Origin of the sequence: Gardnerella sp. 26-12, from assembly GCF_001660745.1 — a bacterium.
Lineage (GTDB): Bacteria > Actinomycetota > Actinomycetes > Actinomycetales > Bifidobacteriaceae > Bifidobacterium > Bifidobacterium swidsinskii.
Window position 1 is genome coordinate 1 of the sequence record NZ_LWSR01000005.1, and the last position, 26,122, is coordinate 26,122.

At 42.7% G+C, this 26,122-nt stretch carries 23 protein-coding genes, 2 tRNA genes and 1 pseudogene; 4 read left to right on the plus strand and 22 right to left on the minus strand.

Features of this window, described 5'->3' with window-relative positions; all coding sequences use genetic code 11:
• Window positions 1-63: 63 nt before the first annotated feature.
• The 14 genes from A5295_RS00655 to metA all read right to left on the minus strand — a co-directional run bounded on the left by A5295_RS00655 (window position 64) and on the right by metA (window position 14,070).
• On the minus strand, window positions 64-1,275 hold the full coding sequence (locus A5295_RS00655; RefSeq protein WP_064621449.1) for a restriction endonuclease subunit S: 1,212 nt from the start codon (window positions 1,273-1,275) through the stop codon (window positions 64-66).
• Complete coding sequence (locus A5295_RS00660; RefSeq protein ID WP_064621450.1) at window positions 1,272-2,876, minus strand: type I restriction-modification system subunit M; 1,605 nt, start codon at window positions 2,874-2,876, stop codon at window positions 1,272-1,274. The genes A5295_RS00655 and A5295_RS00660 overlap by 4 nt, the downstream gene beginning before the upstream one ends.
• Window positions 2,877-3,115: 239 nt before the next feature.
• A complete protein-coding gene (locus A5295_RS00665; RefSeq protein ID WP_064621451.1) occupies window positions 3,116-4,117 on the minus strand; it encodes an FAD:protein FMN transferase in 1,002 nt (333 codons plus the stop codon).
• 278 nt (window positions 4,118-4,395) lie between these two features.
• Window positions 4,396-5,115: a Fic family protein gene (locus A5295_RS00670; RefSeq protein WP_064621452.1), complete on the minus strand. Its 720-nt coding sequence runs from the start codon at window positions 5,113-5,115 to the stop codon at window positions 4,396-4,398.
• 18 nt (window positions 5,116-5,133) lie between these two features.
• On the minus strand, window positions 5,134-5,319 hold the full coding sequence (locus A5295_RS00675; RefSeq protein ID WP_012913757.1) for an antitoxin VbhA family protein: 186 nt from the start codon (window positions 5,317-5,319) through the stop codon (window positions 5,134-5,136).
• 576 nt (window positions 5,320-5,895) lie between these two features.
• Window positions 5,896-6,210, minus strand: coding sequence for a F0F1 ATP synthase subunit epsilon (locus A5295_RS00680; protein ID WP_033888552.1), 315 nt, complete (start codon window positions 6,208-6,210; stop codon window positions 5,896-5,898).
• Window positions 6,211-6,212: 2 nt separating this feature from the next.
• Complete coding sequence (gene atpD / locus A5295_RS00685) at window positions 6,213-7,700, minus strand: F0F1 ATP synthase subunit beta (protein WP_004109936.1); 1,488 nt, start codon at window positions 7,698-7,700, stop codon at window positions 6,213-6,215.
• A gap of 6 nt (window positions 7,701-7,706) precedes the next feature.
• Entirely contained in the window at window positions 7,707-8,711 is a 1,005-nt protein-coding gene (locus tag A5295_RS00690) for a F0F1 ATP synthase subunit gamma (protein WP_004574170.1), read from the minus strand.
• Between the two features lie 3 nt (window positions 8,712-8,714).
• The gene (gene atpA, locus A5295_RS00695) at window positions 8,715-10,376 is read right to left on the minus strand and encodes a F0F1 ATP synthase subunit alpha (RefSeq protein WP_012913755.1); all 1,662 of its coding nucleotides are present in this window, start codon (window positions 10,374-10,376) and stop codon (window positions 8,715-8,717) included.
• Between the two features lie 16 nt (window positions 10,377-10,392).
• Window positions 10,393-10,974: a F0F1 ATP synthase subunit delta gene (locus tag A5295_RS00700; protein ID WP_064621453.1), complete on the minus strand. Its 582-nt coding sequence runs from the start codon at window positions 10,972-10,974 to the stop codon at window positions 10,393-10,395.
• A 99-nt stretch (window positions 10,975-11,073) separates the two neighbouring features.
• Window positions 11,074-11,616, minus strand: coding sequence for a F0F1 ATP synthase subunit B (locus A5295_RS00705; protein ID WP_004109948.1), 543 nt, complete (start codon window positions 11,614-11,616; stop codon window positions 11,074-11,076).
• Between the two features lie 55 nt (window positions 11,617-11,671).
• Entirely contained in the window at window positions 11,672-11,905 is a 234-nt protein-coding gene (gene atpE, locus A5295_RS00710) for an ATP synthase F0 subunit C (RefSeq protein WP_004109950.1), read from the minus strand.
• A 77-nt stretch (window positions 11,906-11,982) separates the two neighbouring features.
• Window positions 11,983-12,837, minus strand: coding sequence for a F0F1 ATP synthase subunit A (atpB, locus tag A5295_RS00715; RefSeq protein ID WP_064621454.1), 855 nt, complete (start codon window positions 12,835-12,837; stop codon window positions 11,983-11,985).
• Window positions 12,838-13,038: 201 nt separating this feature from the next.
• Entirely contained in the window at window positions 13,039-14,070 is a 1,032-nt protein-coding gene (gene metA / locus A5295_RS00720) for a homoserine O-succinyltransferase (RefSeq protein ID WP_064621455.1), read from the minus strand.
• A gap of 155 nt (window positions 14,071-14,225) precedes the next feature.
• On the opposite strand from metA, the gene A5295_RS00725 reads away from it, so the two are divergent.
• Window positions 14,226-14,299: transfer RNA gene (locus A5295_RS00725), tRNA-Met, on the plus strand.
• Window positions 14,300-14,399: 100 nt separating this feature from the next.
• Here the strand turns inward: A5295_RS00725 and A5295_RS00730 are convergent.
• Genes A5295_RS00730 through A5295_RS00740 form a run of 3 tightly spaced genes read right to left on the minus strand, consistent with a single transcriptional unit; the run spans window position 14,400 to window position 18,320 of the window.
• Window positions 14,400-15,425: a tetratricopeptide repeat protein gene (locus tag A5295_RS00730; protein WP_064621456.1), complete on the minus strand. Its 1,026-nt coding sequence runs from the start codon at window positions 15,423-15,425 to the stop codon at window positions 14,400-14,402.
• A gap of 41 nt (window positions 15,426-15,466) precedes the next feature.
• The gene (locus tag A5295_RS00735) at window positions 15,467-16,531 is read right to left on the minus strand and encodes a hypothetical protein (protein ID WP_004109972.1); all 1,065 of its coding nucleotides are present in this window, start codon (window positions 16,529-16,531) and stop codon (window positions 15,467-15,469) included.
• Window positions 16,524-18,320, minus strand: a complete 1,797-nt coding sequence (locus tag A5295_RS00740; RefSeq protein ID WP_064621457.1) for a hypothetical protein — start codon at window positions 18,318-18,320, stop codon at window positions 16,524-16,526. The genes A5295_RS00735 and A5295_RS00740 overlap by 8 nt, the downstream gene beginning before the upstream one ends.
• Before the next feature lie 79 nt (window positions 18,321-18,399).
• On the opposite strand from A5295_RS00740, the gene A5295_RS00745 reads away from it, so the two are divergent.
• The gene (locus A5295_RS00745; RefSeq protein WP_012913749.1) at window positions 18,400-19,389 is read left to right on the plus strand and encodes an FKBP-type peptidyl-prolyl cis-trans isomerase; all 990 of its coding nucleotides are present in this window, start codon (window positions 18,400-18,402) and stop codon (window positions 19,387-19,389) included.
• Between the two features lie 97 nt (window positions 19,390-19,486).
• Here the strand turns inward: A5295_RS00745 and nucS are convergent, their stop codons facing one another.
• The 5 genes and pseudogenes from nucS to A5295_RS00770 form a co-directional block, all read right to left on the minus strand.
• Window positions 19,487-20,194: an endonuclease NucS gene (gene nucS, locus A5295_RS00750; RefSeq protein ID WP_064621458.1), complete on the minus strand. Its 708-nt coding sequence runs from the start codon at window positions 20,192-20,194 to the stop codon at window positions 19,487-19,489.
• 36 nt (window positions 20,195-20,230) lie between these two features.
• On the minus strand, window positions 20,231-21,664 hold the full coding sequence (locus A5295_RS00755) for an amino acid permease (RefSeq protein WP_100066729.1): 1,434 nt from the start codon (window positions 21,662-21,664) through the stop codon (window positions 20,231-20,233).
• 237 nt (window positions 21,665-21,901) lie between these two features.
• Window positions 21,902-23,719: pseudogene (locus A5295_RS00760) on the minus strand (FtsX-like permease family protein); the annotation flags it as partial.
• 134 nt (window positions 23,720-23,853) lie between these two features.
• Entirely contained in the window at window positions 23,854-24,123 is a 270-nt protein-coding gene (rpsO, locus tag A5295_RS00765) for a 30S ribosomal protein S15 (RefSeq protein ID WP_004109774.1), read from the minus strand.
• 130 nt (window positions 24,124-24,253) lie between these two features.
• Window positions 24,254-24,997 carry a hypothetical protein gene (locus A5295_RS00770; RefSeq protein ID WP_004109776.1) on the minus strand — a complete coding sequence of 248 codons (744 nt, stop codon included), beginning with the start codon at window positions 24,995-24,997 and terminating at the stop codon, window positions 24,254-24,256.
• A gap of 227 nt (window positions 24,998-25,224) precedes the next feature.
• On the opposite strand from A5295_RS00770, the gene A5295_RS00775 reads away from it, so the two are divergent.
• Window positions 25,225-25,911 (plus strand): DedA family protein, encoded by a 687-nt coding sequence (locus A5295_RS00775; RefSeq protein ID WP_004109778.1) that lies wholly within the window; start codon window positions 25,225-25,227, stop codon window positions 25,909-25,911.
• Between the two features lie 115 nt (window positions 25,912-26,026).
• Window positions 26,027-26,099, plus strand: a tRNA-Ala gene (locus A5295_RS00780).
• The last annotated feature ends 23 nt before the right edge of the window (window positions 26,100-26,122 follow it).

Below are 26,122 nucleotides of genomic sequence, written 5' to 3' on the forward strand. Positions count from 1 at the left end.
ATATAAATTGTAATACTAGATACGCTTTTATAGGTTACTTTACATAAATTGTGCATAACTACATTACGCACGCTTGAAGGTTAGGAGTTGATCGCGATAGTACTCGTACTGCTTACGTCTAGCTTCGATTTCTGCAGGCAAACCTTGAGTTAAATCATTGCACAGAGCATCAAAACGATCCAGAATTTGTACGATTTGACGCTGTACTCCTAGAGGCGGAACGGGGATTGTTACTTTACTCATAACATTACTCATGAGTTTTGCATTACCCATGCCCGAACTTACATAGTTCTTCGCATGAATTGTCAACGCATAATACACATACTTAGTGTCAACTTGACAATCTGATATATCAATAACGCCACAAACATTTGTCACACTGAATTTACCGTCACGATAGAACACTGTTCCAGCATTAGCACCATCAGTTGTCCATGTCACATACTTACCGTCAAACATGTAAGTAGAAATCGCACCAAATTGACCATTATTTTCTGTTTGAGACGAGTAAACAGGATACTCACCTGAATTATCATTTATAAAGCTTTTCGACATTACTTTACCACGAGAAAGCGTAGCAATATCGCCAATCTTCTTATACTCCACACCGTTTGGGCAGTAGCGTGAGATAAGCGAGCGTAGGGGATTATTATCGTTAAAAGTGAGTAAGGTATCTCGATAATACTCGTATTGCTTTTTACGAGCTGTAAGCTCTGCTGTAAGCTCTGCTGTAAGCTCTGTGAAATTGTCCAATATGCGGACAATTTCACGTTGTACCTCCAGAGGAGGGACGGGGACTTGAATTTTAATGAAATCTTTTTGATTCAGATTGCTACGATCGCTAATAGTCATTTTACGTATATCAATCTTGCACTTATGTGAATTGAAATATGTGCATAAATAATACGGATAAACTTGATTAAAATCCTTTATTCTAGAGGTAATTGTAGTAAATCCTATAGATCCTGCATATTCATCAGTAATAACTGCCGACGTACCTACATCACCAGTATGAATAGTGATAATGTCATTCTTTCTTAGAAGTTTACTACTATTTTTTTTAGCGAATAAATCATCAATATGTTCAATATTTTTCAGTTCAATTCTACCTTGTTGAATATCTGAATTGTGAAGTAACAAAACGCCAGAATCTCTTTTATATTTTGTTACAGATGTTGCTAATCCAATACTAACATCAGCAATATCTCCAATTTTCTTATACTCCACACCATTAGGGCAAAGCTCAGCAATTAAATCCTCAAGTTTGCTAGTCATTGAGCCACCTCGCTATTATCAAAGTTAACGCTGCCAGCTTCAATCTCGCTTACAATCTTCTCAATTTGTTCGCGTAACTCTTGCTCGCGAGCGCAAACCGATGCAATTTGCGCGTTAAGCTCCGTAATATTAATCTTTTCGCGAGTATCTTCTACTTCAACGTACGTGGAAACGGAAAGATTGTATTTATTGGATTCCACTTCTTCCAAAGACGCTACGTGCGCAATATGCTCCACATCTTGCCTAGAAGTGTACCACTTAACAATTTGCTCAATGTTCTCGTCCGAAAGCTTGTTGCTATTCGTTGACTTTACAAACTGTTGGCTAGCATCAACAAACAATATAGAAGTGTCGTTTTGCTTGTTTTTACGCAAAACCATAATGCACGTAGCAATCGAAGTGCCAAAGAATAAGTTGCTTGGAAGTTGAATCACGCAATCAACAGCATTATGCTCAATTAAATATTGGCGAATCTTTTGCTCAGCTCCGCCTCTATACATAATCCCAGGGAAGCAAACAATTGCAGCAGCACCATCTTCTGCCAGATGCGCTAAACAGTGCAACACAAACGCCATATCCGCCTTACTTTTTGGAGCAAGAACTCCAGCTGGAGCAAAACGAGGATCGTTAATCATCAACGGATTAGAATCCCCCTCCCAACTCGTGGAATAAGGCGGATTAGAAACCACTAACTCGAACTTTTTATTAGCGTCGATTTTCGGTTTTATAAGAGTATCGCCGCAAGTAATAGTAAACTTATCAAAATTCACATCGTGCAAAAACATGTTCATGCGGCACAAGTTGTAGCTAGTAACGTTCTTTTCTTGGCCGTAAAAACCGCCATTAATATTTTCAATGCCTAGCACTTTTTTGGCTTTTAGCAGAAGCGAGCCAGAACCGCACGCGGGATCGTATACGTCTGAAATGCTTGATTTTCCAACTGTTCCAAGGCGCGTGAGCAGCATTGAAACTTCTGCAGGCGTAAAGTATTCGCCACCAGACTTGCCAGCGTTAGAAGCGTACAAGCCCATCAAATACTCGTAAGCGTCACCAAAAGCCTCAATCACGTTGTTGTTTACACTGCCAAGCTTCATCTCACTAATCACTTGTAATAACTTAACAAAACGCTTATTGCGGCCTTCAACAGTATCTGCAAGCTTAATGTTATTCACATCGTAATCGGAGAATAATCCCTTAAAATCACCAGACGAATCAGTGCCTTGAGAAGAAGCTTCAATATTGCGGAACACACGACTTAATGTTTCGTTTAAATCACTATCTTGAGGAGCACGCTTCAACACATTGCAAAACAGCTCGCTAGGAAGTATAAAGAAGCCTTTTTCACTAATCATTTCACCGCGAAGAGGCTCAGCATCTTCATCGCTTATTTTTGCATAATCAAAGTTTGGATCGCCGCCTTCAGATTCATGCTCATCTTTATTAATATAATCGCATAAATTCTCGGAAATATAGCGATAAAACATTGTGCACAATACGTATGCTTTGAAGTCCCAGCCATCAACAGAACCTCGCAAATCATCGGCAATCTTCCAAATCGTGCGATGCAATTCCGCGCGTTCTTCTTCTTTGCGAGTGTCCATTTTGTTGCTCCCTATTTGTGCAATTTGTGCACGCGTATGCGCCATAATTAAATAAACGCAATAATTACGCAATAATTACGCAATAATTAAATAAGCGTTCTTTAATATTCTACTGTAAACGCGCACAATCAGCAGCAACGCTACTCGCATCGCTTGCGTCTAGCTTCGATTCTTGCAAGCCAGCTAACTTGCATAGTCATTATTGGGCATTAGTTGGCATTATCCTGCATTATTCAGCATCATTCAGCAAAAAAGTGCGCTGGGAATGCACGCGTTTTGCGAAGCGCATGATTTGGCGAGATTACAGCAAACTCAGCACTGGTAGTTTGCAGGATTTTTTGCAAATTGCTTTCTTGCGATACAAACAATGCCGTTGCGAGCGCATCGGCATAAGCTGTTGGAAAATCGCAAGTTTTGCTAGGCACATACGCCCAGCTTGCGCATAAATCGCAAGCAGGAATGCCATCAAGCGCATTAATCAAGTGAGTCGCAATTAAATTAGACTCAAAGTCATTTGCGTCTTTTACTTTCCAACGCCTTCTTGCACTAGACGAAGCGCACAACGCTCCGCTTGCAATTGACGCCACTCCAACTGCTTGAGTTGTGTCAAACGGATTTTCCAGAGCAACTTTTATTTGATTATTCTCTTCGCTAAAACAAGCGCGCATATCTCCGCCAGCGTTTACAAGAAAATCAAAATCAGCACGCGAATCTCCGCTAAGCTCCTCTTTAATAATCTGTGTTACAAGATCTACAAAATAGCCCTTTCCAGCTGCACCAAAATCAAGCTGCACTGGCTGATTTGTGCAAAGCGTTGTACTGCCGCCACCTTGCGAAATATCTGCCCACGTAATTGGCAAAGCGCGGCGATAGTTAGACCAACTGTCACTGCTACTATTCTCATTCTTACCTAAGCCAGCTGCCGATTGCGGAATAAAGTGAACAGAATTGTTGTAGCCGAGCGCAAGCAAATCCGCGCCAATGCACGCGTCGAAAGCACCGTGCGTAGCAGCGTAAAACTCGCTATAAAGAGCAAAAAGAGGCTGAGCCCACGTTGGAAACTCAAACTCGCCGCCATGCTCCGCACTAGCCATGCGCGAAACTAGCGAATCTGCACGAAACCTAGAAAGTGTACGCTCATACTCTTCAATAAAAGCACGAATCTTCTTCTGCACGCGCTGCGAAATCGGCACGCTGCTAGAAATAATAATTCCCGTTCCAAGCGCGCGCTCAAACGCCATTACATTCCTAAACATCGCTTGCTTCACTCCCAACATCAAACACTCTATCAATCATCAAAAACCACAATAATATCCACCAAAAGCCACAAAATAGCAAAATGTCGTCATGGTTTACAGAAAGACATGTTCTATACCGACATTTTGCCAAAATGAAGGCATAGAGAGCAAAAAACATTCGTCTATACCGACATTTTGGCAAAAACGCGCTATAGAAACATCGGAAGCATTGGCAACATCACACCACTCGTTTCGGCGTTCGCAATACTCAAACGCTAAATTCAATCTATGCCGTAACACGTTTTATACGCCGCGTAATCCTTATCTTGCAAAACACTAGCCACATTCGGCGCGCATTCGTATTCTTCTTCAACAAGATGCGCAAACTGCTGCTGAGCTAAAAGCTCAACATTCAAAGGCTTTGTAATAATGTGGAACATATCCTCAAGAAGCTTCGTATCGTTAGCATCTTTAGCCTGGATTGAAGCTTCGTCGTTAACGCGCTGAGTTATTAATCCCCAATCAAAATGGTACCCAGCATCTCGCGCAACTATATCCCAAAAAACGCGCTGTGTTCTACCATTGCCCTCGCGAAATGGGTGCAAAACATTAAAATTATTGTAATTTACGCTTAGCTTACTAATAAACTCATCAATAGATAAACCTTGCAATAAATTATCATTTTTAAGCGTTTGCTCACAGTAACGAATCCCAGCACCCATGTATTCAAGCGGATGAAACGGTTCGCCGCCGCCTTTAGTCATGTCTATAGTGCGAATCTGGCCAGCCCAATCGTAAACATCTTGGAAAAGATAATGATGAATCCACTGCAATTGTTTAACAGTTCCTTCAACATGTGGCAAGTTTTCGTACAAAATAGAACATCTTGTGAGAACAGCATCGTTCTCATATTTATCTAATTCAATCTGATTATTTATATTAGATTTGTTCTTCAATACCCTTGTGTGAGGAATAAGATAAGGGTCAAAAACTGTTTCCACGACACACAACCCAATAACTTAATCCATCACGCCATATCTAGAACGCATTCTAGCAACAAATTCATTGCTACTTATAAGACCATTAGCATATTGATTTGCGTCATAAAGAAACTCTTTTGAAGGCGAATTGCCTTCAAGTTTGCCTGAAGCTATTGCAAGACCCAAATTTTCTTGACGCCTACGTTGCGTTTCTTTATCAATCATTTCTTCTCCCTGCCAGAACCCGCTCAAAAATCAAAAATAACTACGCACTATTTTACTATTCGCAATGCATTTTGATTACAGCATATTTTGCGATTTTGCATATTCAAAAGTAAAGATTCGCAAAACTTAAGCAAAAAGAAAGAGCCTTCGCGCACGAACGCAAATAGGCACTCACTTTCAAAAGTGAAAAAATTTTACAGTTTTGAAAGTGAAAGTGCGAATCTGCTTGCAAACACTCGCCACGATTCTTACGACATTGAAGGAATCCGCGTAATAGACATAGCGCAATGGCTGCTCGAAACAAACACGTCGTTTCGTTTGTGAGCGTTACTTTCTCAGTCGGCTAACTGAGTTTTTAACAGTGTTTTGCCAATCACCGTTACTTTCTCAGTTCGTTAGCTGAGTTAGTAACAGTGCTTCGCCTCTGAGATCTATTTTCTTTACAAACGCGCTATAAAAACAAAAAGGCAGGAGCTTGAGAATATCCCAAGCCCCTGCCTTAGAAGAGATTACCTTGCTTACACAAGTTCATAAACTTACAAAAGCAACAAACTTACATAAGCAACAAAAGCAACCTTAAATCACCTTAGCGTTAGGCAGCACGTTGCCGTCTTTATCAACGTTACAACTATGCTCAACAGCAATCGTAATATTGTCAGAGTCAACCGAGTAGAAGCCATCCGTCACCTTAAAAACGTGACGCACGCCTTTCAAATCGTCAACCTTCACAAAACCGTGATCAATCAACGCAAGCACAGCCTCATGTCCAGGAAGCACGCCCATTGCGCCATTCACAGAAGGAATAACCACAAACTTGGCGTCACCTTCCCAAACAGGATGCCTGGCTGCCACCACACTAACGTGCAGCGATTTTACTTGCTTCTCCGACATAATCACGCACCAAACTCTTGCTGCATATCGTGCCAACGACGCTCAAGATCATCAATGCCACCGATACCAGAGAATGCCTGCTCAGGAATCTCATCGTAAACACCATCGCAAATGCGAGTGAATGCCTCAATGGTTTCGTCTGCTGGCACATAAGAACCTGGACGACCAGTGAACTTTTCAGCCACATAGAAGTTCTGACCAAGGAACTGCTCAATCTTACGAGCGCGGCTGACAGTAGTCTTATCTTCCTCACCAAGCTCATCGATACCAATCAAAGCGATGATGTCCTGAAGCTCCTTGTTACGCTGCAAAATAGCCTTAACGCGGTTCGCGCAATCATAATGAGCCTGACCAACGTAACGCGGATCCAAAATTCTAGAAGTAGAAGTCAAAGGATCCACAGCTGGGTAAATACCCTTAGCTGCAATATCACGCGAAAGCTCAGTAGTTGCATCCAAGTGCGTAAAGGTTGTTGCAGGTGCAGGATCAGTGTAATCATCTGCAGGAACGTAAATAGCCTGAAGTGACGTAATGGAATGGCCGCGCGTAGAAGTAATACGCTCCTGTAATGCACCCATTTCATCTGCCAAGTTTGGCTGGTAACCAACTGCGGAAGGCATACGACCAAGCAGCGTGGAAACCTCAGAACCAGCCTGAGTAAAGCGGAATATGTTATCGATGAACAGCAACACATCCTGATTCTGCACATCGCGGAAGTACTCAGCCATAGTCAAAGCGGTAAGAGGCACGCGAAGACGAGTCCCAGGAGGCTCATCCATCTGACCAAAGACAAGCGCTGTTTTCTCCAAAACGCCAGCATCAGCCATTTCGCCGATCAAATCATTACCTTCACGGGTACGTTCGCCAACGCCAGCAAACACAGACACACCACCGTGATTCTGTGCAACGCGCTGAATCATTTCCTGAATCAACACAGTTTTACCAACGCCTGCACCACCGAACAGACCAATTTTACCGCCCTGAACGTAAGGGGTAAGCAAATCGATAACCTTAATACCAGTTTCGAACATCTGAGTCTTAGACTCAAGCTGATCAAAAGCAGGTGGGTTACGGTGAATTGGCCAACGCTCAGTTACTTCAATGTGTTCGCCAGGCTTAGCATTCAAAATGTTGCCCGTAACATCAAACACGTGACCCTTAGTAACATCACCAACAGGTACAGAGATTGGGCCGCCAGTATCTCGCACTAAAGCACCACGAACCAAACCGTCAGTAGGCTTTAAAGCAACTGCACGCACAGTCGAATCACCAAGGTGCTGCTCAACTTCTAGCGTAATCTCGTGGACGGTATCTCCCTCGGTGTTTCCAACGGTGTTGATATCGACTTTGAGAGCATTGTAAATATCCGGCAGATAGCCGACCGGGAATTCAACGTCAATCACGGAACCCTGAACGCGGGTTACGCGACCAGCTGTTGGATCGACCTCCTGCTCAGCTTCTGGAGGCGCTGTGGTCTGATTTTCAGCCATATGCTCCTAATCCTCCTCATTATTCAGCGCATCAGCGCTGCCGATAATTTCGGTAAGTTCTTGAGTAATGGATGCCTGACGAGAAGCATTAAGCTTTCTTGTCAAATCATCCACCAAATTGCGGGCGTTATCTGTAGCCGTATGCATAGCGTTCTGTCTGCTTGCCGTTTCGGAAGCAGCAGAAGTAAGTAAGCACTCGTGAATACGAGACTGAATATACTTCGGCAAAACAGCATCCAATACTTCATCCGGGCTTGGTTCGAAGCAATACTCCACAGCTTCTGGATTGCTGCGGCTCACTGCTTCTTCACGAGCCGAAACTGCGCTCGTAGACGACAATGCTGCTGAAGGACCAGAAGCTGCTTCATAGTCAGGACGATGCATAGAAAACTCTTCACCGTCCTTCAAAGGAACCAACTCAACTGGCAGCATGCGTAACGTACGAACTTTTTGCCTCACCATATTTATAAATTCAGTGAACACAATATACAGTTCCGAAACTCCGCCTTCTGCTTCCGGCGTCATATAAGCGTCCATTAAAGTATCGGAAATCTTTTCAGCAATAGTAACGTCTGGGTGGTCAGTAGAACCTTCCCAAGTACCTGCCACATCGCGATTGCGATACTTGTAGTAAGTTGCACCGCGTCGACCGTACACGTACAGTTCTGCATGCTTACCTTCTGCATCGAGTTTTGCAAGAAGTGCTTCAGTCTCACGAATAATCGAAGACGTAAACGCACCTGCCATACCACGATCAGAAGTAAGAGCTAAAACTGCTACACGATTGCCAGCATGCTCTTTACCAAAAATAGGATGCTTAATATTTGCTTCGTGATGAGCTACCAACGCCTGCACGGCATCGAAAATTGCGTCACTATAAGGCTTAGCATTAAGCGCAATATCTCGCGCTTTAGCGATATGAGAAGACGCAATCATTTCCTGAGCCTTAAAGATTTTACCCAAAGACTGTGTGGAAATAATTCTCGATTTCAATGCAAGTTGGGAGGACATACGCTACTTCCCCTCAGGCTCGCGACTGTCTGCTTTCGGCTTAGCTACGAGCTGTTCCTTCTCAACAGGAGCAGGGTTTTCAGCCGGCGGCAAAGAATCCTTTACAATCAAAGGCTTGCCAGCAGATGTCTTAAACGTCCTACGGAAATCATCAATGGCTGCATCAAGCTTAGCTTCAGTTTCCTTAGTGAAGTCTTCAGTATCGCGAATTACTTGCAAAATGTCGGTTCCCTTATCCAAGTAATCCAACAATTCGCTTTCGAAACGCAACACATCCTTCACAGGAATATCGTCAAGCTTGCCATGAGTACCAGCCCACACAGAAACAACTTCTTGCTCCATTGCTCGAGGAGAGAACTGCTTCTGCTTAAGTAGCTCAGTCAAACGAGCACCGCGAGTAAGCTGCGCCTTTGAGGCTGCATCCAAATCAGAAGCGAACATTGCGAAGGATTCCAAAGACTTGTAACGAGCCAAGGAAATCTTCAACATGCCGGAGACTTTCTTCAAAGCCTTAGCCTGAGCTGCACCACCAACACGAGACACGGAAATACCAACGTCTACTGCTGGACGCTGACCGGCGTTGAACAAATCAGACTGCAAGAAGATCTGACCATCGGTGATAGAAATCACGTTGGTTGGAATGTATGCAGAAACATCGTTTGCCTTGGTTTCGATAATTGGAAGACCGGTCATAGAACCGCCACCCAAATCGTCAGAAAGCTTAGCACAACGTTCAAGCAGACGAGAGTGCAAGTAGAACACGTCGCCTGGGTAAGCTTCACGCCCAGGTGGACGACGCAAAAGCAAGGAAATTGAACGGTATGCTTCTGCTTGTTTCGACAGATCATCGAAAACAATCAAAACGTGCTTGCCGTTATACATCCAGTGCTGACCGATTGCAGAACCAGTGTAAGGTGCAATGTATTTAAAACCTGCAGAATCAGAAGCTGGACTTGCCACGATTGTGGTGTACTTCATAGCTCCTGCTTCTTCAAGGCTTTGGCGCACTGAAGCAATAGTAGAACCCTTTTGACCGATTGCTACATAAATGCAGCGAACCTGTTTCTTTGGATCTCCAGTTTCCCAGTTAGCACGCTGGTTAATAATCGTATCTATTGCGATTGCAGTCTTACCTGTTTGACGGTCACCAATAATCAACTGGCGCTGACCACGACCTATTGGCGTCATTGCGTCAATAGCCTTCAAACCAGTAGACAATGGTTCATCGACTGGATGACGGTGAATAACGTCTGGAGCCTGGGCTTCAAGAATACGACGCTCACTGCACTCAATCGCACCCAAACCATCGATTGGATTACCCAACGGATCCACAGTACGACCAAGATAAGCGTCACCAACCGGCACAGACAACACCTCGCCTGTGCGGTATACTTCCTGCCCTTCCTCAATGCCTGTAAAATCGCCGAGAATAACGACGCCGATTTCGTGTGCATCAAGGTTGAACGCAAGACCCAAGGTATCGTTCTCGAATGTGAGCAGCTCGTTTGCCATGCAGCCGGACAATCCAGCTACGTGCGCAATGCCGTCACCAGCCGTAACAACATAGCCAACTTCTTGCGTTGGCATGTCGGTAGGCTTATACGAGTCAACAAACCCGTCGAGCGCCTTGCGTATCAGGGCGGGATCAATAGATAGTTCCGCCATAATTCTCCTTAATTTACTACTTCACTGCCTGTGTCCAAGCACCATTTCGCGCAGAACGCTGCAACTGCTTAAGCTGCATCAACATGGTGCGATCGGTTATTTGATCACCGATTTGTATACGCATACCACCAAGTACGTTTGGATCCACAATTGGGTTAATGTATGCACGATGACCCAACTTATTGCTGTAGATTTCAATCAAACGCTTAATTTGCTTATCTGTAAGCGGCTGAGCAGTAGTGACTGTAACCAATGTTTCGCCAGCTTCACGCTCAAATCCTGACCAAGCACCACCGAAGCTACCGGTTTTACCGCTTTCGGCACCTCCGTGCCAAGTTCCTACTAGATAATGCATAATGCGCAATACAACAGGGTGCGCCTTACCTCCAATAAGCTCGTCAATCAGGCGAGACTTATCTTCCGAAGACCTATTCGGATCAGTAATCGCATCAGAAAGCTCAGGATACTTATCAATCATGTCCATCATTGACGAAAGCTCGTCTGAAATGCGCTGCGCTTCATCGTGCGCATCTGAGATGGCCTGAGCAAGCGAAGAACGCGACAAACTATCGTTTACTCGCGATGCCTTTTCTGGCATTCTTACCTCCTCGTTTCTGTAAAAAACGAAGTAATGCAAATAATACAAAATGAAATAACCGTAATTTTATTTTGCGATTATTCAGTTTTGTACATTACTTTACTTGCTTTGATCCGAATTTTTAGTGTCTCCAACTTCATCGATCACATGATCAATAATCTTGGAGCTGACGGTATCGTCATCCAATTTGGATGCAAGAATCTTGCCAGCTAAAGCTGCTGCAAGAACCGACACCTCTCCTTGGAGGCTGGACATGGCATGCTTATGCTGAGCCTCAATGGAATGCTGCGCTTCACTGATAATCTTCGCAGCATCCTTTTCAGCGCGTTGTCTAGCTTCGCCAATAATTTTTGAAGCTTCCGATCGAGCCTCTTCACGAGTCTTTGCAGCATCAGTTTGAGCTTGAGAAAGTTCGTTTTCAATCTGGCTCTTCAACTCGTCTGCTTCACGCTGCACATTAGCAGCCTTAGCCATTCCGCCTTCAATTTTTTCTGCACGCTCGTCGAGAATTGCCTGGAATTTAGGCATAACAAACTTGTAGAAAAACGCTGCAAGAACTACCAAAACTACTAATGACCACAGTACGTCATAAGGCTCAGGCAAGAACAACGCCAACTTATTACTTCCGGCTGCATATGCCATGGCTTGTCCTTTCTATTCTTTCAACACTATTCGTGTTGTGCATTGTAAGTTTTGTTCAGGCTCCCATAATGTAGGAAACGAAGCCAAGCAAGCCCAAAACCTCAATAAATGCCAAGCCGACGAACATAAACAGCTGAATGCGGTTGCCAACCTCTGGTTGACGTGCAGTAGATTCCATAGCCTTAGACACTACTATTGCCATGCCGAGTGCAGGGGAAATAGTTGCTACAGCAAAGCCAAGAATGCTCAGGTTGCCGGTCAAACCTGCAAGAGCGATGATACTATTCATTGGTTTCCTTTCTGTTGAAACAGTAACCAGTATAAACCCGTAAGATATGTAAAATCTGAAAATCTAAACTACTTTTATTAAGCAGCTACAACAGCAGACTTTTCTTCCTCTTCCGGATAACTTTCCGAAATGTAGACTGAAGCAAGCATTGTAAAAATAAATGCCTGCAAGCCAGCTACCATAATTTCGAATAGGGTAAACAGAATGCCACCAAGCAGCCACAAAGCACCGCCTAAGGCAAGGAGTTTATTGCTGGAATCCACCACGAAGAAATTGGTGAATACTAAACAAGTGGCCACCAGCAAATGGCCAGCAATCATATTCGCAAACAAACGAATTGTAAGCGAAAGTGGTCGCACAATTATTAATTCTATGAGCTGCAATGGCGAAAGAATAAAGTAAATCGGCCATGGCACACCCGCTGGGAACAATGCTTCGCGGAAGAATCGCAAAAAACCTTTTTCGCGAATGCCAGCAATAAGATATTGGCAAACAACCCACAAAGCAAATACCAACGGACAAGCAATGGTTGCGGTTGCAGCCATATTTAATCCTGGAATCACAGAACAAAGATTAAAGAAGAAAATAGTGAGGAATAATGTGGACATCATTGGCACATAGCGCTTGCCGCGTTCCTCGCCAATCATTTCGTAAACAATGTTGTAGCGCACAAAATCCATCAAAATTTCAAGCACGCTTTGGAATCTGCCAGGAACAACCTTTGCTCGCATAGCACCAATTCCAAAAATAATCATTACTACTACTGCCATAAGTAAGCGCACTAAAATAATGCGATTCATGGCAAATGGAGTGCCTTGGAACAAAATTTCTGGAGGCAAAAACTCACTAATATTAGGTAGCTCTGGTTTATTCGAAGCTACAGTAGAAGCTACAGTTGTGGTCTTCTGTAAAACATCAACCATTACATCCATAAGTGCCTCCTTATAGCAATTCGTTCACACGCCTCAATTCAGTGCCGCTCACTCACATACTCAATTCATTCATTCTTGCGGCATATATATCAACTAGATCATATGTTTCATATTTCGTAAGGCGCGGGGCACGAAACGAAAAATATATCTAATTGCTGATTGTACTCTTTGCTTGTACATAAAATTACGCAACGTCAAAATTTATTTATTCATACCGTACTTAACTCCGTCAAATGGATAAAAATTATCGGAGCGCGGAGAAGCTGGCTCATGTCTTATAGAACGTTCAGTTCCAAGCCTTCCAGCAGTTCTTAAATGAGGAATATCAGAAAGATTGTAAGGCGTAGTTTCGTACACCCAATTAATCCAGTTGCGCCAAAGCAAATTCGCGTGCGCGCGCCAAGAAAATAGTGGCTCTAATTTTGGATCATCATTAGGGAAATAGTTGTAAGGAAATGGAACGTTGCTCAAACCTTTTAACATGTCACGCTCATATTCCTGCGCAAGAGTCATTTTGCCGTATTCCCAATGCCCTAGGGCAAAAACTTCAGAAAAATCACGCGTAGCAACTAAGCCCGGACCAGATTCGGGACCATACGTAAGAATCTGCAAACGCTGATCTGCAGAAATGCTGTCAACATCAACACTCGCTATTCTAGAATGCGGTTGTAAAGCGATTTCATCAAAACCATTTGTAAGGAAACAGTACTCATCCTGCAAATATTGCGGGAACACACCAAAAACTTTTTTGCTGAGAACATGCTTTTTTACGCCATATCGATAGTAAAGCGCACCCATTGCACCCCAGCACAAATACATTGTTGAGAAAACGTGTGTTGATGCCCAGTCAAGAATTTGCGTAAATTCGTGCCAGTAGTCGACATCTTCAAATTCCATATGCTCAACAGGAGCGCCCGTCACAACAAATCCGTCATAATAGTTGTTACGAAGTGCGTCAAGATTTTCATAGAATTTTACTAAATGATCAGTGCTAACATGCGTTGATACATGCGTAGAAGTTTTCATAAAATCGACGTCGACTTGCAAAGGAGACTTAGAAATGAGTCTCAAAAGCTGAGTTTCTGTCTCGATTTTTTTGGGCATAAGATTCAAAATCAACAAACGAAGTGGTCGAACATCCTGCTGTTCTGCTTCTGGGCGTTCCAATGCAAAAATTCGCTCAGCATCTAATATGCTTCGCGCTGGCAATCCTTCAGGAATCTTAATAGGCATATGTTTATTATACTCCACACTTGTTTATGTTTATTGTGCCTATGTCACGCATGTGCACGAATCGTAAAATTCTAACCAAATACAGCGAGACACGCCCGAAAGTTGACAAATCTAAATTTGCACCTATCGTAGATAGAGCTGCTAAAAGTAGCCGACGCGGGGTGGAGCAGCTCGGTAGCTCGCTGGGCTCATAACCCAGAGGTCCATGGTTCAAATCCATGCCCCGCTACTAAAGCCAAGAATCACACAAATTTCTCACGATTGTTGTGGTTCTTGGCTTTTTTGTTTAATACTACATAAGTCGTCAAAAATGCGTCATCGCGCAATAATCAGTAAAGAAGAATTGCAAGACGGCGACGAGCGCGCGCAAGACGCTCATCATCTGCAGGAAGTATGGCAAAATACTCAAGCATACGAGAACGAATAGCATCCGCATCGCTCTTATGACCAGATGCAAGGAAGTCAAGCAGTCGCCCAAAAGCGTCATCAATATGACCGTCAATCATATCTACATCTGCTACTGCAAGCTGCGAATCTAAATCATCCTTATTATCGCCAGCAGCCTTTCTAACCGCAGCAACATCAGTATTAGTATTACGCGAAAGCAACAAAGCTTTTGCATGTTCACGCGATGCGAGCACATCATGAGGGTCCGCTTCCATTACTTTTGCATACTCGCGTGCAGCACCTTCATAATCACCCTTCATAGCAAGCGAATGAGCTTGCTCATGAGCAGGTGGAACACTCTCAACAGAATTATTCTCGGAACTATCTTGATCTGAGTCTTTAGACGTTTCAGACTTTTTCTCAACCGAGGATTCCACAAAAGGAGCAGTTCCAGCAACACCAGAGCGTTCAGCAACCTGAACCAATTGCGGCAAAATAGTGCCACAAATCTGCTGTAATTCCTCATCGCTAGGTAAACCTTGCGCAATAGGCATAGGGCGTCCGCCAATTAAACCGTAAATTGCAGGAAGCTGCTGCGCTTGCAATGCTTGAGCAATACTTGGGCTTTCATCAGAGTCGATACGAGCTAACTGCATACGACCGTCAAGCGCGTTAACAGCATCCGCTAATTTCTGTGCCACATCATAATAGGCCTCGTCATTAGCTTGCCAAAGCAAAATAACAATTGGGAAACTTACAGACGTTTGCACCATCGCCTGAAAAGACTGCTCATTAACATCGATTACATAGCCGCCAGCTTTTGGAGCAGAAGAACCAGTAGAACCCGATGCAGCTTTAGCAGCTTGCTTAGCTTGAGCTTCTACACGACGCTTTACGCCTTCTAAATCTACAGCCCCAGCAAGCGAAAATCCGCCAGGATTCATGCCTTGCGCTTTGCTACTCACCATTTTTCCTCTTTTCCAAGCACACTACATTGCACTTACAAAATTTATAAAGCTTCTACCTTAATAGGCTGACGCTCAGCACCAACAGGAATAATCTTCATATGAGAACTAGCTGGAGGAACTACTAGAGCAATAACATTTACGTAAGTTACTCGCATAGTACCTTTTGCTTTACCGTCGCCAAATAATGCTTTTTCTTCATCAGAAGCAGGACGAGATTCACGCCCTTCACCAGCTTTACGAGTCCACACAGAATCTATGCGCGCAACAACCAAATCACTTCCATCGCTTGAACGCATAATGCTTATTTGTTTGAGATTTGGTGTAAAGACTTGTTCTTGAGAGCCTTTATTTCGCTCCATTCCAGCTTGCACTGCTTTAGAAAGTTCAACTAACTTTTTACGCAAATAATCGTCAGCAAAATGCTTTGCGTACTTGCTGTTTTCACCATTTTGTAAAACGTCAGCGTACGCAGCTACCGCTTCATCTGGAGTCATCACCAAACCAGTATCGTTAGATTTACCCATTGAAGAACCAATACTTGGCACAGCAAATTTAGGAAGATGCACTCCAGGGAATAAGCGCGCAACAGCCCAAAGTTTATAATTCGAACGCGCTCTCTGTTGACGTAAAACCAGCAAACGTTTTGACTGCTGATCTTTAGTAGTAGTTGTAATAGTCATTAAATCTCTTGGCCAACCAGAATTAGTTGGCACAATAGTTTGCGCGGCTTCACGCGGAATAGTGGCCTTAGGATCTAAGTTTCCAGTTTTGTTTGCAATCGTAAGCTCGCTCGTACGAATATCGAGAGCAGGTCCAGAAACTGCTTGAGATAATGAATCCACATCTTTTTCGTCGTTTGCCTTTTCTAGAGTGCGAAGCAACCCCAAGCGGATATCTTTTTCTTGCAGCATAGTCACATTAGGTAACTCTTGATTACTACGCGCTTCAGCAGGTTTCGGCACCTGCCCATCGCAAGCAGATAATCCGGTTACCATAACCGTTGATACAACACATGCTATTAATGTGACTACGTTGTTGCGCAATACGCCTCTATTTTTACTTTTTACTCGGTGAATATCGACATTACTATTACGCATTTTACTCATTTCCTCGCTCACTTGAAGAATTACCGCGGTAGCCTTTCCCATTTTTTCTGTAGCGACCGTTACCGCCGTCTCCTCTAAACCCATTTCGTTTTATGCGAGATTGCTTATCGTTGCTATTTTTAGACGAATTTTGACGTTTGTTTGATTCTGAGTTGCGATAGTTTTCGTGCTCATTAAGCTTTTTCTTACTAGATTCATGTGAAATCTTGCTATTACTATCTGAAGGCTTGACCGTTTCTAAACGTTTCTTTGCAAACTTTTCAGAATTATTAGCATTATTTCTATCGTTCTGACGATTACGCCTCTTGTTATTCTGCTGTGCATACTTATTTTGCTGCTGACGCTTATTCTTATAATCGTTCAGACTATTGCCATCCGACGCGCTTGCGTAAGATTTTTTCTTATTTCGCGGAGTCTTAATATTCTGAGAATTCCGCTTATATTGCTTATTTTCTGAATTTGCTGATTCTGCTGAATTTCCAGAATATTTCGCATTTCCTATATCTTCCGCATTTGCTAAATCTTCTCCGTTTGCCGCAGCATCCTGATTGTGCAAATCATTAAATTCATCATCAGCATTGTCTAAATCATCTAAATAAGAATTATCGTCATGTTGCTGCATAAAGCGCGTGGCAAACGCAAGCATTTCATCTTGCGCAATAACAGTAGTTTCAGCCAAAGAATCAGTAGATGCAACCGCTGTAGAAGCAGACGCAATTCGAGTTTGCATACCATTTGAGTCGCCGCTTTGCATTGAATCTTTGCGACGACGCGCATGATCTCCATGCCTTGCGTGGCTTCCAGAATCCTTCTTGTGTCGTTTGTGACCAAAAATACCAGACATGGTTCCAGAAATCGCCTCAGCAAAGGTGACTTCGTCACGCTGTGCAGACTTTACTGCCAACACTCCTGAACGGCTAGCTATTAATTGCTTATTACGACGACGATGCGGAGCCATTGCAAAAATAGTTGCAGAAAGTATAGCTAATACCGCAAAAAGCACTCCTACAAAATATAAAGGCGTTGCAAAATCTGGAATTTGATTACGACGCCACCGCAATTCTACGGAAGCTTCCGGCACATTATCCCCCAAATCAATTAGCAAAACACGTCTAGCAGCCTGCGAGCGCAGTGAAGAAGAAGACGCATCATGACTATTTGACTTACTAGCGCGAGTGCCCGATTTAGGCATTGTGCCGCTTGCAACAGCATGATCATACGACGCAGAACCAGAAGATTGAACATAATCTGCAGTATTTATTGCCAATTTCGCTAAACCAAGCTGGCATGTAACTATAGGCCATAAATTAGATTCTTGGAATTTTACGTCAGGATCCTTAATGTCCACAGAGTCACCCGCTTGCACAGAGGTTTTACCAGACACTTCAGAAACTGAAAGATTATTCCAATCACGCAAACCAGTAATTCTTTGTACTGGAGAACCTGCCACCCAGCCTCTTACGTCTTTCGTTAAACCTACAGCAACACAAATAGGCTTACGCGTATGCAAAGCAGCAACACTAATACGAACCCTGTTATCTACAAGATTCAAAACACCAGGATCAGTGACAATATAACGAGTTCCAGATACGTTAGCGTACGCAATAACAACGTTGCTAGGCTTCCAAAATGTTGCGTTAGCAACTCCAAGAACAACGCTTAATACTGCAAGCAAAGCAAAAAATGGAGCTACAACGCCGCGCATGATTTTACTGCGCAAAGTGAGCCGTCGCATTGGTCGTCGCATTGGTCGTCCTTCTATATCAGAAGCATCTTCTATATTTGTCATAACGATACCATTCTACAGTCTTTTAATATTACTTGCATGTTTTGATGTAAAAATCAGTGTCAAGCGGTAATGTGAGGCTATGAAAAAAATCAAAACATTAGAACAAAAATCCTTTTTGCTTCGCACTTTTGCAACTATTAGTGCAGTGGCAATGTGTGTAGTACTCGCTTCATGCGGAGAAAGTTCCAACAACAAAAACAATTTAACTGATGAGAACGCTCAAAAAGCTGGAATGCAGTTGCTGGAAGGCGTAAGCGCATCTGGAGCACTTGGGAAAAAGCCTAAAATAACACTGAAAACGCCTGTAAAAGTAAAGCAAAATACTTATGCTGTTTTGCAACGAGGCAACGGAGAAACAATTAAAGAAGGCGATCGCGTATGCTCTCAGGGCATTGTGTTCGACTCCAAAACCGGCAAAGAGCTTATGAATACTTGGGAAAAAGGCAAAGTTGATTGCTCGATTTACATTAATAAAAATTCTACAAGCCGCCCATATTACGCTTTGATTAAAGGCAAGAAAATTAATACAACTATTGCTTTTGGCGTAAGTGAAGGATATAAAAATCCTTCATATGTTATGGTTCTTACAATGGTTTCGCGATCAAAGGCTATAACTAGAGCAACGGGCAAGGCTGTTACGAATATTCCCGCAAATTTGCCGAAGGTAACTCTTGATAAATCTGGAGCACCAACCTTAGATAAAAATAACTACGTTCCAGACGGAAAGCTTGTTTCTCAGACTTTGATTGAAGGAACCGGCAAAAAAGTAACTGCAAAAGACACAGTTTCTGCTCATTACACTGGCTGGACTACTGATAAAGACGGCAAATTGCATCAATTTGATTCTTCTTGGCTTCGTGGCATACCTGCAGACTTCCAACTTGCTGGAGGAGTAATCCCTGGTTGGACTAAAGGCTTAACTGGAAAGAAAGTTGGCTCCCAAGTTCTTTTGGTAATCCCACCAGAAGATGGCTATGGTAAAGAAGAAAAGAAGGACGCGCGCGGAAACGTAACTATTCCTGCAAATGCCACGCTGTACTTTGTAGTCGATATTCTCTATGCTTCGTGAGATTTGTAATTTTGCAAACTGTTGCAAAATTAACTAGCGATTCATAAATAATAAACCCCTCCTTCCCGAGGGGTTTTTACATATTTAGAACACATATTTAGAACAGACGAAGATCGTTGGACTCGACTCCACGCATTTCATCGTAATCCAATATTAAGCAAGTAAATCCACGATCCTCAGCCAAAACGCGAGCTTGCGGACTAATAGTTTGCGCAGCAAAAATACCTCTAACCGGCTTAAGTAACGGATCTCTATTCAGCAACTCACAATAACGCGTAAGTTGCTCAACGCCGTCGATACCGCCATGCCGCTTAATCTCAATAGCGACATGTACACCATCCGCGTCCTGAGCCATAATATCCACTGGGCCGATAGCCGTAGGATACTCACGGCGCACCAACGTTGCACCATCGCCGATTCGTTCAATCTGCTCAGCCAAGTAACGTTGCAAATGATCCTCAACACCATCTTTAATTAAGCCAGGATCCTCACCCAAATCGTAAGTATTATCGCTATAAACATGCTCGAGCGAAACCATAAGCAAATCATCGCTTTTAGCGGCAGCAACACGCAAAATACAGCCATCTACAACAACGCCAGCATCGGATTCGCCGCTATCTTCTTTACGTAAAACACGCATACTACAAGGAGCTACCATCCAATTAAGAGGTTTATATGCACCAAGCTCAGAAAAAATAAGTACGCTGCCATCTGCTTTAATAAGCAACACTCGCTTAGCTAAAGGAAGCGTGGCATTTAACCTACCTGTATACTCTGCACTGCAATCTGCAACAATAATTCGCACACAGCAAGCATAACAGAAATCAAGTAAAGAAGTACCTTACTTCCCCAAAGCTTCAGCTAAATCGCGATTCTGCCAATGTTGATGTAAGGCGCAGTATCCGCCGAACAATACGAGCCACACTAGTCCGCCAATTGCAGAAGCTCGCGTATCGTCGCTAATAAACAAAGTCACATACACAAAAGCAAAGAACGCTATAGTAAGAGAATTCAAAAGCTTATAATGCGGCATAACGAAGCCGTCTGGCATAAAATCAGCAGATTCACGGTATTTACGATGCGTAACCATAATCAAAATATAAATCATGATTATCACTGCCGAAGAAGCCGAAGCAAACAAAATAAACGCACCATGAATACCAGGGATCGAATTAATAATTGGTGAAAGAAGAATCAAAGCAGACGAGAACAAAATCGCGCGAGCAGGAACCTTCGTGCGTGAAACCTTACGCAACTTACCCAAAAGAGGCGAAGGTGACTCAAGCGCGATTTGATACATGTGGCGACCAGCAGAATACAGCAAAGAATTAAGCGCAGAAGAAGCAGCTGTAATAACCACAAAGAACACAAGCGCAGAAGCCCAATGCAATCCCGCGTATTGGAACACCATAATGAATGGTGACATAAATACGCCTTCCGCATTCGTAGCCCTAAACTGTTGCCACGGCACAATAAGCATAATCGCTATGAGAGCACCAACATAGAAAACCAGAACGCGTACAATAATCTCGTTAACAGCCTTTGGCAAAACCTGGCGAGGATTCTTAGTTTCCGAAACAGTCACACCAACAAACTCAATAAGCTGGTACGCGTAAAACACCATTTGGAAGCTCATTAAGAAGGAAAGCCAGCCATTTGGCATAAGCGAGAAATTGTTGAAAATATTATCTAATCCAGCGTGACCAGCAGGACTCATTACACCACCATGCAAAGGAGTTGCAGAGTAATGGTAACCAATTAAAGCCATAACTACGGCTGTGACAATAAGAGCAACAATTAGCGTAATTTTAATCATTGAGAACCAAAACTCAGTTTCCCCAAATAGCTTTACAGCTACCAAATTTATGCACACTAAAGCCGCTAAAAATACTACTTCTATCAGCCATTTCCAATGACTTACGTCAATATCGAAAGTTTGGAAGAATGTGACACAATACGTACTAACTGCCGTAATTTCGCTCATACCAATAAGTACAAGCACAAACCAATACGACCATCCAGCAAAATTACCCCAACCTCTGCCAAGATAACGCGTAATAAAACTAATAAAAGTATGCTGGTTCGGATCCTTATACATAAGTTCGCCAATGCCACGCATCAGCAGGAACATAATCAAGCCCACAATAATGTAAACGAATACAATACTCGGACCTGTTAAGCTAATAGATTTTCCGGAACCAAGGAATAAGCCTGTGCCAATAGTGCCACCAATAGCAATAAATTGCACGTGACGCTTGGTAAGACTACGCTCCATTTGATTTGTATTGCTACTTGCATTTTCTTGCGCAGATACGCGAGAAGATTGGTTTGAAGATTGATTATGAGAAGATGTGCTATTGTGCGTCTCTGTAGATTCTGTTTGTTTAGAACCTACATTAATGTCACTATTCACAGTCTCACTCATTATTACAACTCCGTTCCTTAATAGCCACGAATTTCTAATTTTATAGGAACCCTTAACTATTCATTACGCATTCCACAATTCGCGCAACTATTCCACACTTTTAAGTGAGCTTACTGGATCTATGCGATCCAAAGCTGGGTTGGTAGCCCATTGCACAATTAACGCAAAAATTAGTGTTGCAACGCCAGCAATGCAATAGCTTAAAGGAGCTACTTCAACTTCAAAATACAAAGACGGCATACGAAGCGCGCTAGTCAACAATCCTGCAATAAGCCTTCCTAATGGCAATCCAACTGCAATGCCGATAACCGTTAAGGTAAGCATTTCTTTATGCACATAGGAATGAACTTCTCTACGATAAAAACCAAGAACTTTCAGCGTAGCCATTTCGCGAGTACGCTCCGAAATATTAGTACTTGCAAGAGTAAAAAGCACAGCTAAAGCTAAGCCAGCAGCCAAAGTTACGATTAAAGCAACAACAGCATTCATAAGATCAAAACTAAAAGCATGCTTCATACGCGTAATATTCATAACAGCAAGCACACCGTCACGTTCAGAAACCTTGTCGGCATATTTAATTTTATTATTATCGCTACCTCGCAAACGCAAAATTAACGCATTATGTTTCAAAAGCTTACTGTTTTCTCCATTAAATAAGCGTTCGTAGCAATGTTCAGTCATGTAAATATTAGAACCGATAAGATTACGAACAACAGCTTTAACTTTAACCTTCGCACGTTTAAAACTAGTATTCGTCACATTAATTTCGCTACCACGAGTAATGTCCAGAGATGCAGCAGCACTTTGAGAAAGCAACGGACCTTCATCCGTAAGTTTAATAGTTTGCAAATTATTGTTCACATCCTGCAAATTTACAAGATAAGACAAAGCTTTTGTGTCTTTTACAACAACCAACTGCACACTTTCTGCATCCTCAACATGACGACTATTCGACTTATTTGATTGATTTTTAGCTATTTCTCCAGAGCCCACATAAGCCGGAAGTATAGTTTCTACTTTATTATTTGACTTGTCTTGCTCAACGCTTTTCTTCATATTTTGGAAAGATCCTGGAGCCGAGATAGAAATCATATCGTATCGATAAATTCCCTCGTATTGGCGAATACCCAAGGTCGCAACAGTATCGTTCAAAGCAAGACCGCAAACAATAAGCGCAGTACAACCGGCAACTCCACCAATAGTCATGCACAATCTGCCTTTAAATCGCGCCAAATTGCGGACAGTAACCTTATTCAAGAAACTCATTCGCTTCCAAATCCAAGGCAACCTTTCAAGAAGAACGTGAGAACCAGCTTTTGGAGCTTTTGGTCTTAACAAAGCTGCAGGAACTTGCTTTGTTTCTCGCCAACTAACAACGATTGTGCATATTGCAACAGGAATCACAAATGCTAGCACACACAAAGAACCATATAGCCAGTCATACTTCAACCTAACGTCTGGAACGGCGTATAAACCACGCAAGATTTTTAGTAAAAGTGAAGGAATTGCAAGAAAACCCATAATATCGCCAATTCCGCCGCCAACAAAGCACGCAAATATTGCGAAGAAAGCATGTCTTGTTACTGCAGTAGAACGACCGTATCCCAAACTTAAGTATGTGCCAATAAGCCCTCGCTCTTCTTCAACCATACGAGCCATAGCAGTTAAACTCATCATCATTGCTACAACAAGAAATACTGCTGGGAAAGCGTATCCAAGTGACTGTATTGAAGCAACGTCAGAACGCAAACTCGCATAACTATCGTTAGCTATGCGAGTAGATATATGCCATTGAGCTTGAGGAACACGTTTTTGAATCTCTGACTTAATTTGTTTACGAATTTGCTTTTTTGCTTGCTCTTTAACAAAATTTGGAGCACGCTGAAGTCTGGGATCGTTTGCAATAATAKTTWTWAATTTTAAATATTGTTCACAACACTTACCCCAAATCTGTGAATATGTGAACAATTTTTATGCGTACACGTACCTGCGTACAGCACAAAGAATACAAAAGCCCGAGCTAAGCCCGGGCTACAAGACTATCGACGCAAGCCAAGTCGTTCAATCAAAGAACGATAACGGTTGATGTCAACACGCTTCAAGTAATCGAGAAGACGACGACGATCACCAACCATGAGCAACAAGCCACGACGAGAATGATGATCGTGCTTGTGCTCCTTCAAGTGCTCAGTAAGGTCAGCAATACGCTTGCTAAGCAAAGCGACCTGCACTTCTGGGGAACCCGTGTCACCCTCGTGCGTCGCGTATTCGTTGATAATGTTCTTCTTATCTTCAGCCGTTAATGCCACGGCGTCCTCCTTAATATCACTGCGCGGTGCCACAACCTTCTGCTGTAGCGCTCTCAATCCGCGGGCGTTACACGCCAAGTCTCTATCATACAACCACTTGCAAACAACTTATTTTCGCAAAATCCAAATATTACATTGCGGTCATAAAGCCACCAAATAACACAACTAGAATTGCCAAAACCTCAATTGCATAAAACATTATGAACGACGCCCAACTACGCGTAAGAACATTCAAAGCCGAGGTTTTAGGAACAATGACAAGCAAACCAACAAAAATGACAGCAAATACAGCTACTCCAATACCTGCAGAAATAATGCCAAGATTTGCCGCATTCGCTAAACCTGAAGCATGACCATAGACCACATACGTCGAATACCAGAAGCTCATGTTTAGCATGCATAATCCGGCAATAAGTTGTTCTAAAGCCAGAAAAACAGCAAACATTATCCGCCAAATCCAACGATGAGTGTCAATCAACGCCATAGCAAGACTTGTAAAAGCAGACACTGTGATTACCCACGAAATAAAAACAACACCTTGCGAAGATAATCCAGAGCAATGCGAAATAACCCACGAAGTATGACGAGCTGCCATAGTGCGACCAATCCAATACGGAATAACAATAGCGACAAGCAGAACGCCAAAATAAATCCACCAATTCTTTGGATTAGAATGCTTACGAGAAAAATCAGCAATAGACAAGTCTGTTTCCGGCAAACCAATGTTTACATATTCGTCAGGAATTTTGCTTTTCGAATCATCATTCTTTTTTAAAACTTCATTAGCATTGATTACACGAGCAGAACGTTTCCTAGGCTTTAGCGGAGCAAAACTTTGTGGATATTCACCATCATGCTCATCATTTAACTTCATACGTTACTTCTCCTGCCCATCTTTAATTGCCAAGCAATTTCTCAAGTTTTAACCATGCAACATTACATTACTAACTATTATTGTATGTTATAACGCAATTAACTGATAGCGTGTGCACAAAAAGTGTCAACCGTTTATGGCGACTGCTAGGCTCAAAATAACAGTTGTTTCGCTTGATTTTTAATTAACAAGCGTCACTAAATACGCAAAATTTATGACAGGACATTATGGGATTTATTCATTTTATTGTTAACCTACTCAAGGATCCACGCTCAGCTATTGCAAGTTGGATTGCAATGGGCACAGCTCCAGCATTAGGCCTTATTTTTCTCATTGTTTTTATTGAAACAGGCGTAGTATTCTTCCCATTCCTTCCAGGAGATTCACTTCTTTTCGCAGCAGGGTTTTTTGCAGCTCCTGACGCTCAAACAGGTCATAGCGCGCTTCCACTTCCACTATTACTTGCCGTAGTGTGGCTAGCCCCAATTATTGGCGATCAGTGCAATTACTTTATTGGTCATTTCTTCGGACGAAAGATTGTAGAATCCGGGAAAGTAAAAGCGCTCACTCCAGAACGAGTTGCAAAAACCGAAAAAATGATTGATAAATGGGGTCCGCTGGCAGTATTCTTGGGTAGATTCTTCCCATTCATACGCACTTTTATGCCGTTCATCTCCGGAATTTCTGGAATGCGTTGGATACGCTTCACACCATTTTCTGTACTAGGCGGTCTCGTTTGGTCGTCGCTTTTCACATTTCTTGGATATTTCTTCGGCAAGATTGATTTCGTACAGAAGAATTTTGAATTAGTAATTGTTGCAATTTTGCTTATCTCGCTTGTGCCAACTTTTATTGGTTTATACAAAGCGCACAAAGCAAAGAAAGCAGCAAAACTTAATAAAGAAAACAAATAAACTAGTATTTTAACTTACGACACTCAAGCACGCTGCACTACAAGAAATGTTGTTTTTATACAAGCTTTGTAGTACAGTGTGCAGAGTTGTCGTAAGATGATTTGTCTTAGACATTGGGGCTATAGCTCAGTTGGTAGAGCGCTTCGTTCGCATCGAAGAGGTCGTGGTTTCGATTACCATTAGCTCCACTGAGCCCACTGCATTCATTCCA

Excerpts from the sequence above, each read along its gene's own strand:
- A5295_RS00745 (WP_012913749.1), top strand. The coding sequence starts at position 18,400 with ATGAAAAAAATCAAAACATTAGAACAAAAATCCTTTTTGCTTCGCACT.
- atpA (WP_012913755.1), bottom strand. The coding sequence starts at position 10,376 with ATGGCGGAACTATCTATTGATCCCGCCCTGATACGCAAGGCGCTCGAC.
- A5295_RS00655 (WP_064621449.1), bottom strand. The coding sequence starts at position 1,275 with ATGACTAGCAAACTTGAGGATTTAATTGCTGAGCTTTGCCCTAATGGT.
- metA (WP_064621455.1), bottom strand. The coding sequence starts at position 14,070 with ATGCCTATTAAGATTCCTGAAGGATTGCCAGCGCGAAGCATATTAGAT.
- A5295_RS00775 (WP_004109778.1), top strand. The coding sequence starts at position 25,225 with ATGGGATTTATTCATTTTATTGTTAACCTACTCAAGGATCCACGCTCA.
- A5295_RS00735 (WP_004109972.1), bottom strand. The coding sequence starts at position 16,531 with ATGAGTAAAATGCGTAATAGTAATGTCGATATTCACCGAGTAAAAAGT.
- A5295_RS00690 (WP_004574170.1), bottom strand. The coding sequence starts at position 8,711 with ATGTCCTCCCAACTTGCATTGAAATCGAGAATTATTTCCACACAGTCT.
- A5295_RS00740 (WP_064621457.1), bottom strand. The coding sequence starts at position 18,320 with ATGACAAATATAGAAGATGCTTCTGATATAGAAGGACGACCAATGCGA.
- A5295_RS00755 (WP_100066729.1), bottom strand. The coding sequence starts at position 21,664 with ATGGAGCGTAGTCTTACCAAGCGTCACGTGCAATTTATTGCTATTGGT.
- A5295_RS00680 (WP_033888552.1), bottom strand. The coding sequence starts at position 6,210 with ATGTCGGAGAAGCAAGTAAAATCGCTGCACGTTAGTGTGGTGGCAGCC.
- atpB (WP_064621454.1), bottom strand. The coding sequence starts at position 12,837 with ATGGATGTAATGGTTGATGTTTTACAGAAGACCACAACTGTAGCTTCT.
- A5295_RS00705 (WP_004109948.1), bottom strand. The coding sequence starts at position 11,616 with ATGGCATATGCAGCCGGAAGTAATAAGTTGGCGTTGTTCTTGCCTGAG.
- A5295_RS00660 (WP_064621450.1), bottom strand. The coding sequence starts at position 2,876 with ATGGACACTCGCAAAGAAGAAGAACGCGCGGAATTGCATCGCACGATT.
- A5295_RS00770 (WP_004109776.1), bottom strand. The coding sequence starts at position 24,997 with ATGAAGTTAAATGATGAGCATGATGGTGAATATCCACAAAGTTTTGCT.
- A5295_RS00665 (WP_064621451.1), bottom strand. The coding sequence starts at position 4,117 with ATGGCGTTTGAGCGCGCGCTTGGAACGGGAATTATTATTTCTAGCAGC.
- A5295_RS00700 (WP_064621453.1), bottom strand. The coding sequence starts at position 10,974 with ATGCCAGAAAAGGCATCGCGAGTAAACGATAGTTTGTCGCGTTCTTCG.
- A5295_RS00675 (WP_012913757.1), bottom strand. The coding sequence starts at position 5,319 with ATGATTGATAAAGAAACGCAACGTAGGCGTCAAGAAAATTTGGGTCTT.
- atpE (WP_004109950.1), bottom strand. The coding sequence starts at position 11,905 with ATGAATAGTATCATCGCTCTTGCAGGTTTGACCGGCAACCTGAGCATT.
- A5295_RS00730 (WP_064621456.1), bottom strand. The coding sequence starts at position 15,425 with ATGGTGAGTAGCAAAGCGCAAGGCATGAATCCTGGCGGATTTTCGCTT.
- atpD (WP_004109936.1), bottom strand. The coding sequence starts at position 7,700 with ATGGCTGAAAATCAGACCACAGCGCCTCCAGAAGCTGAGCAGGAGGTC.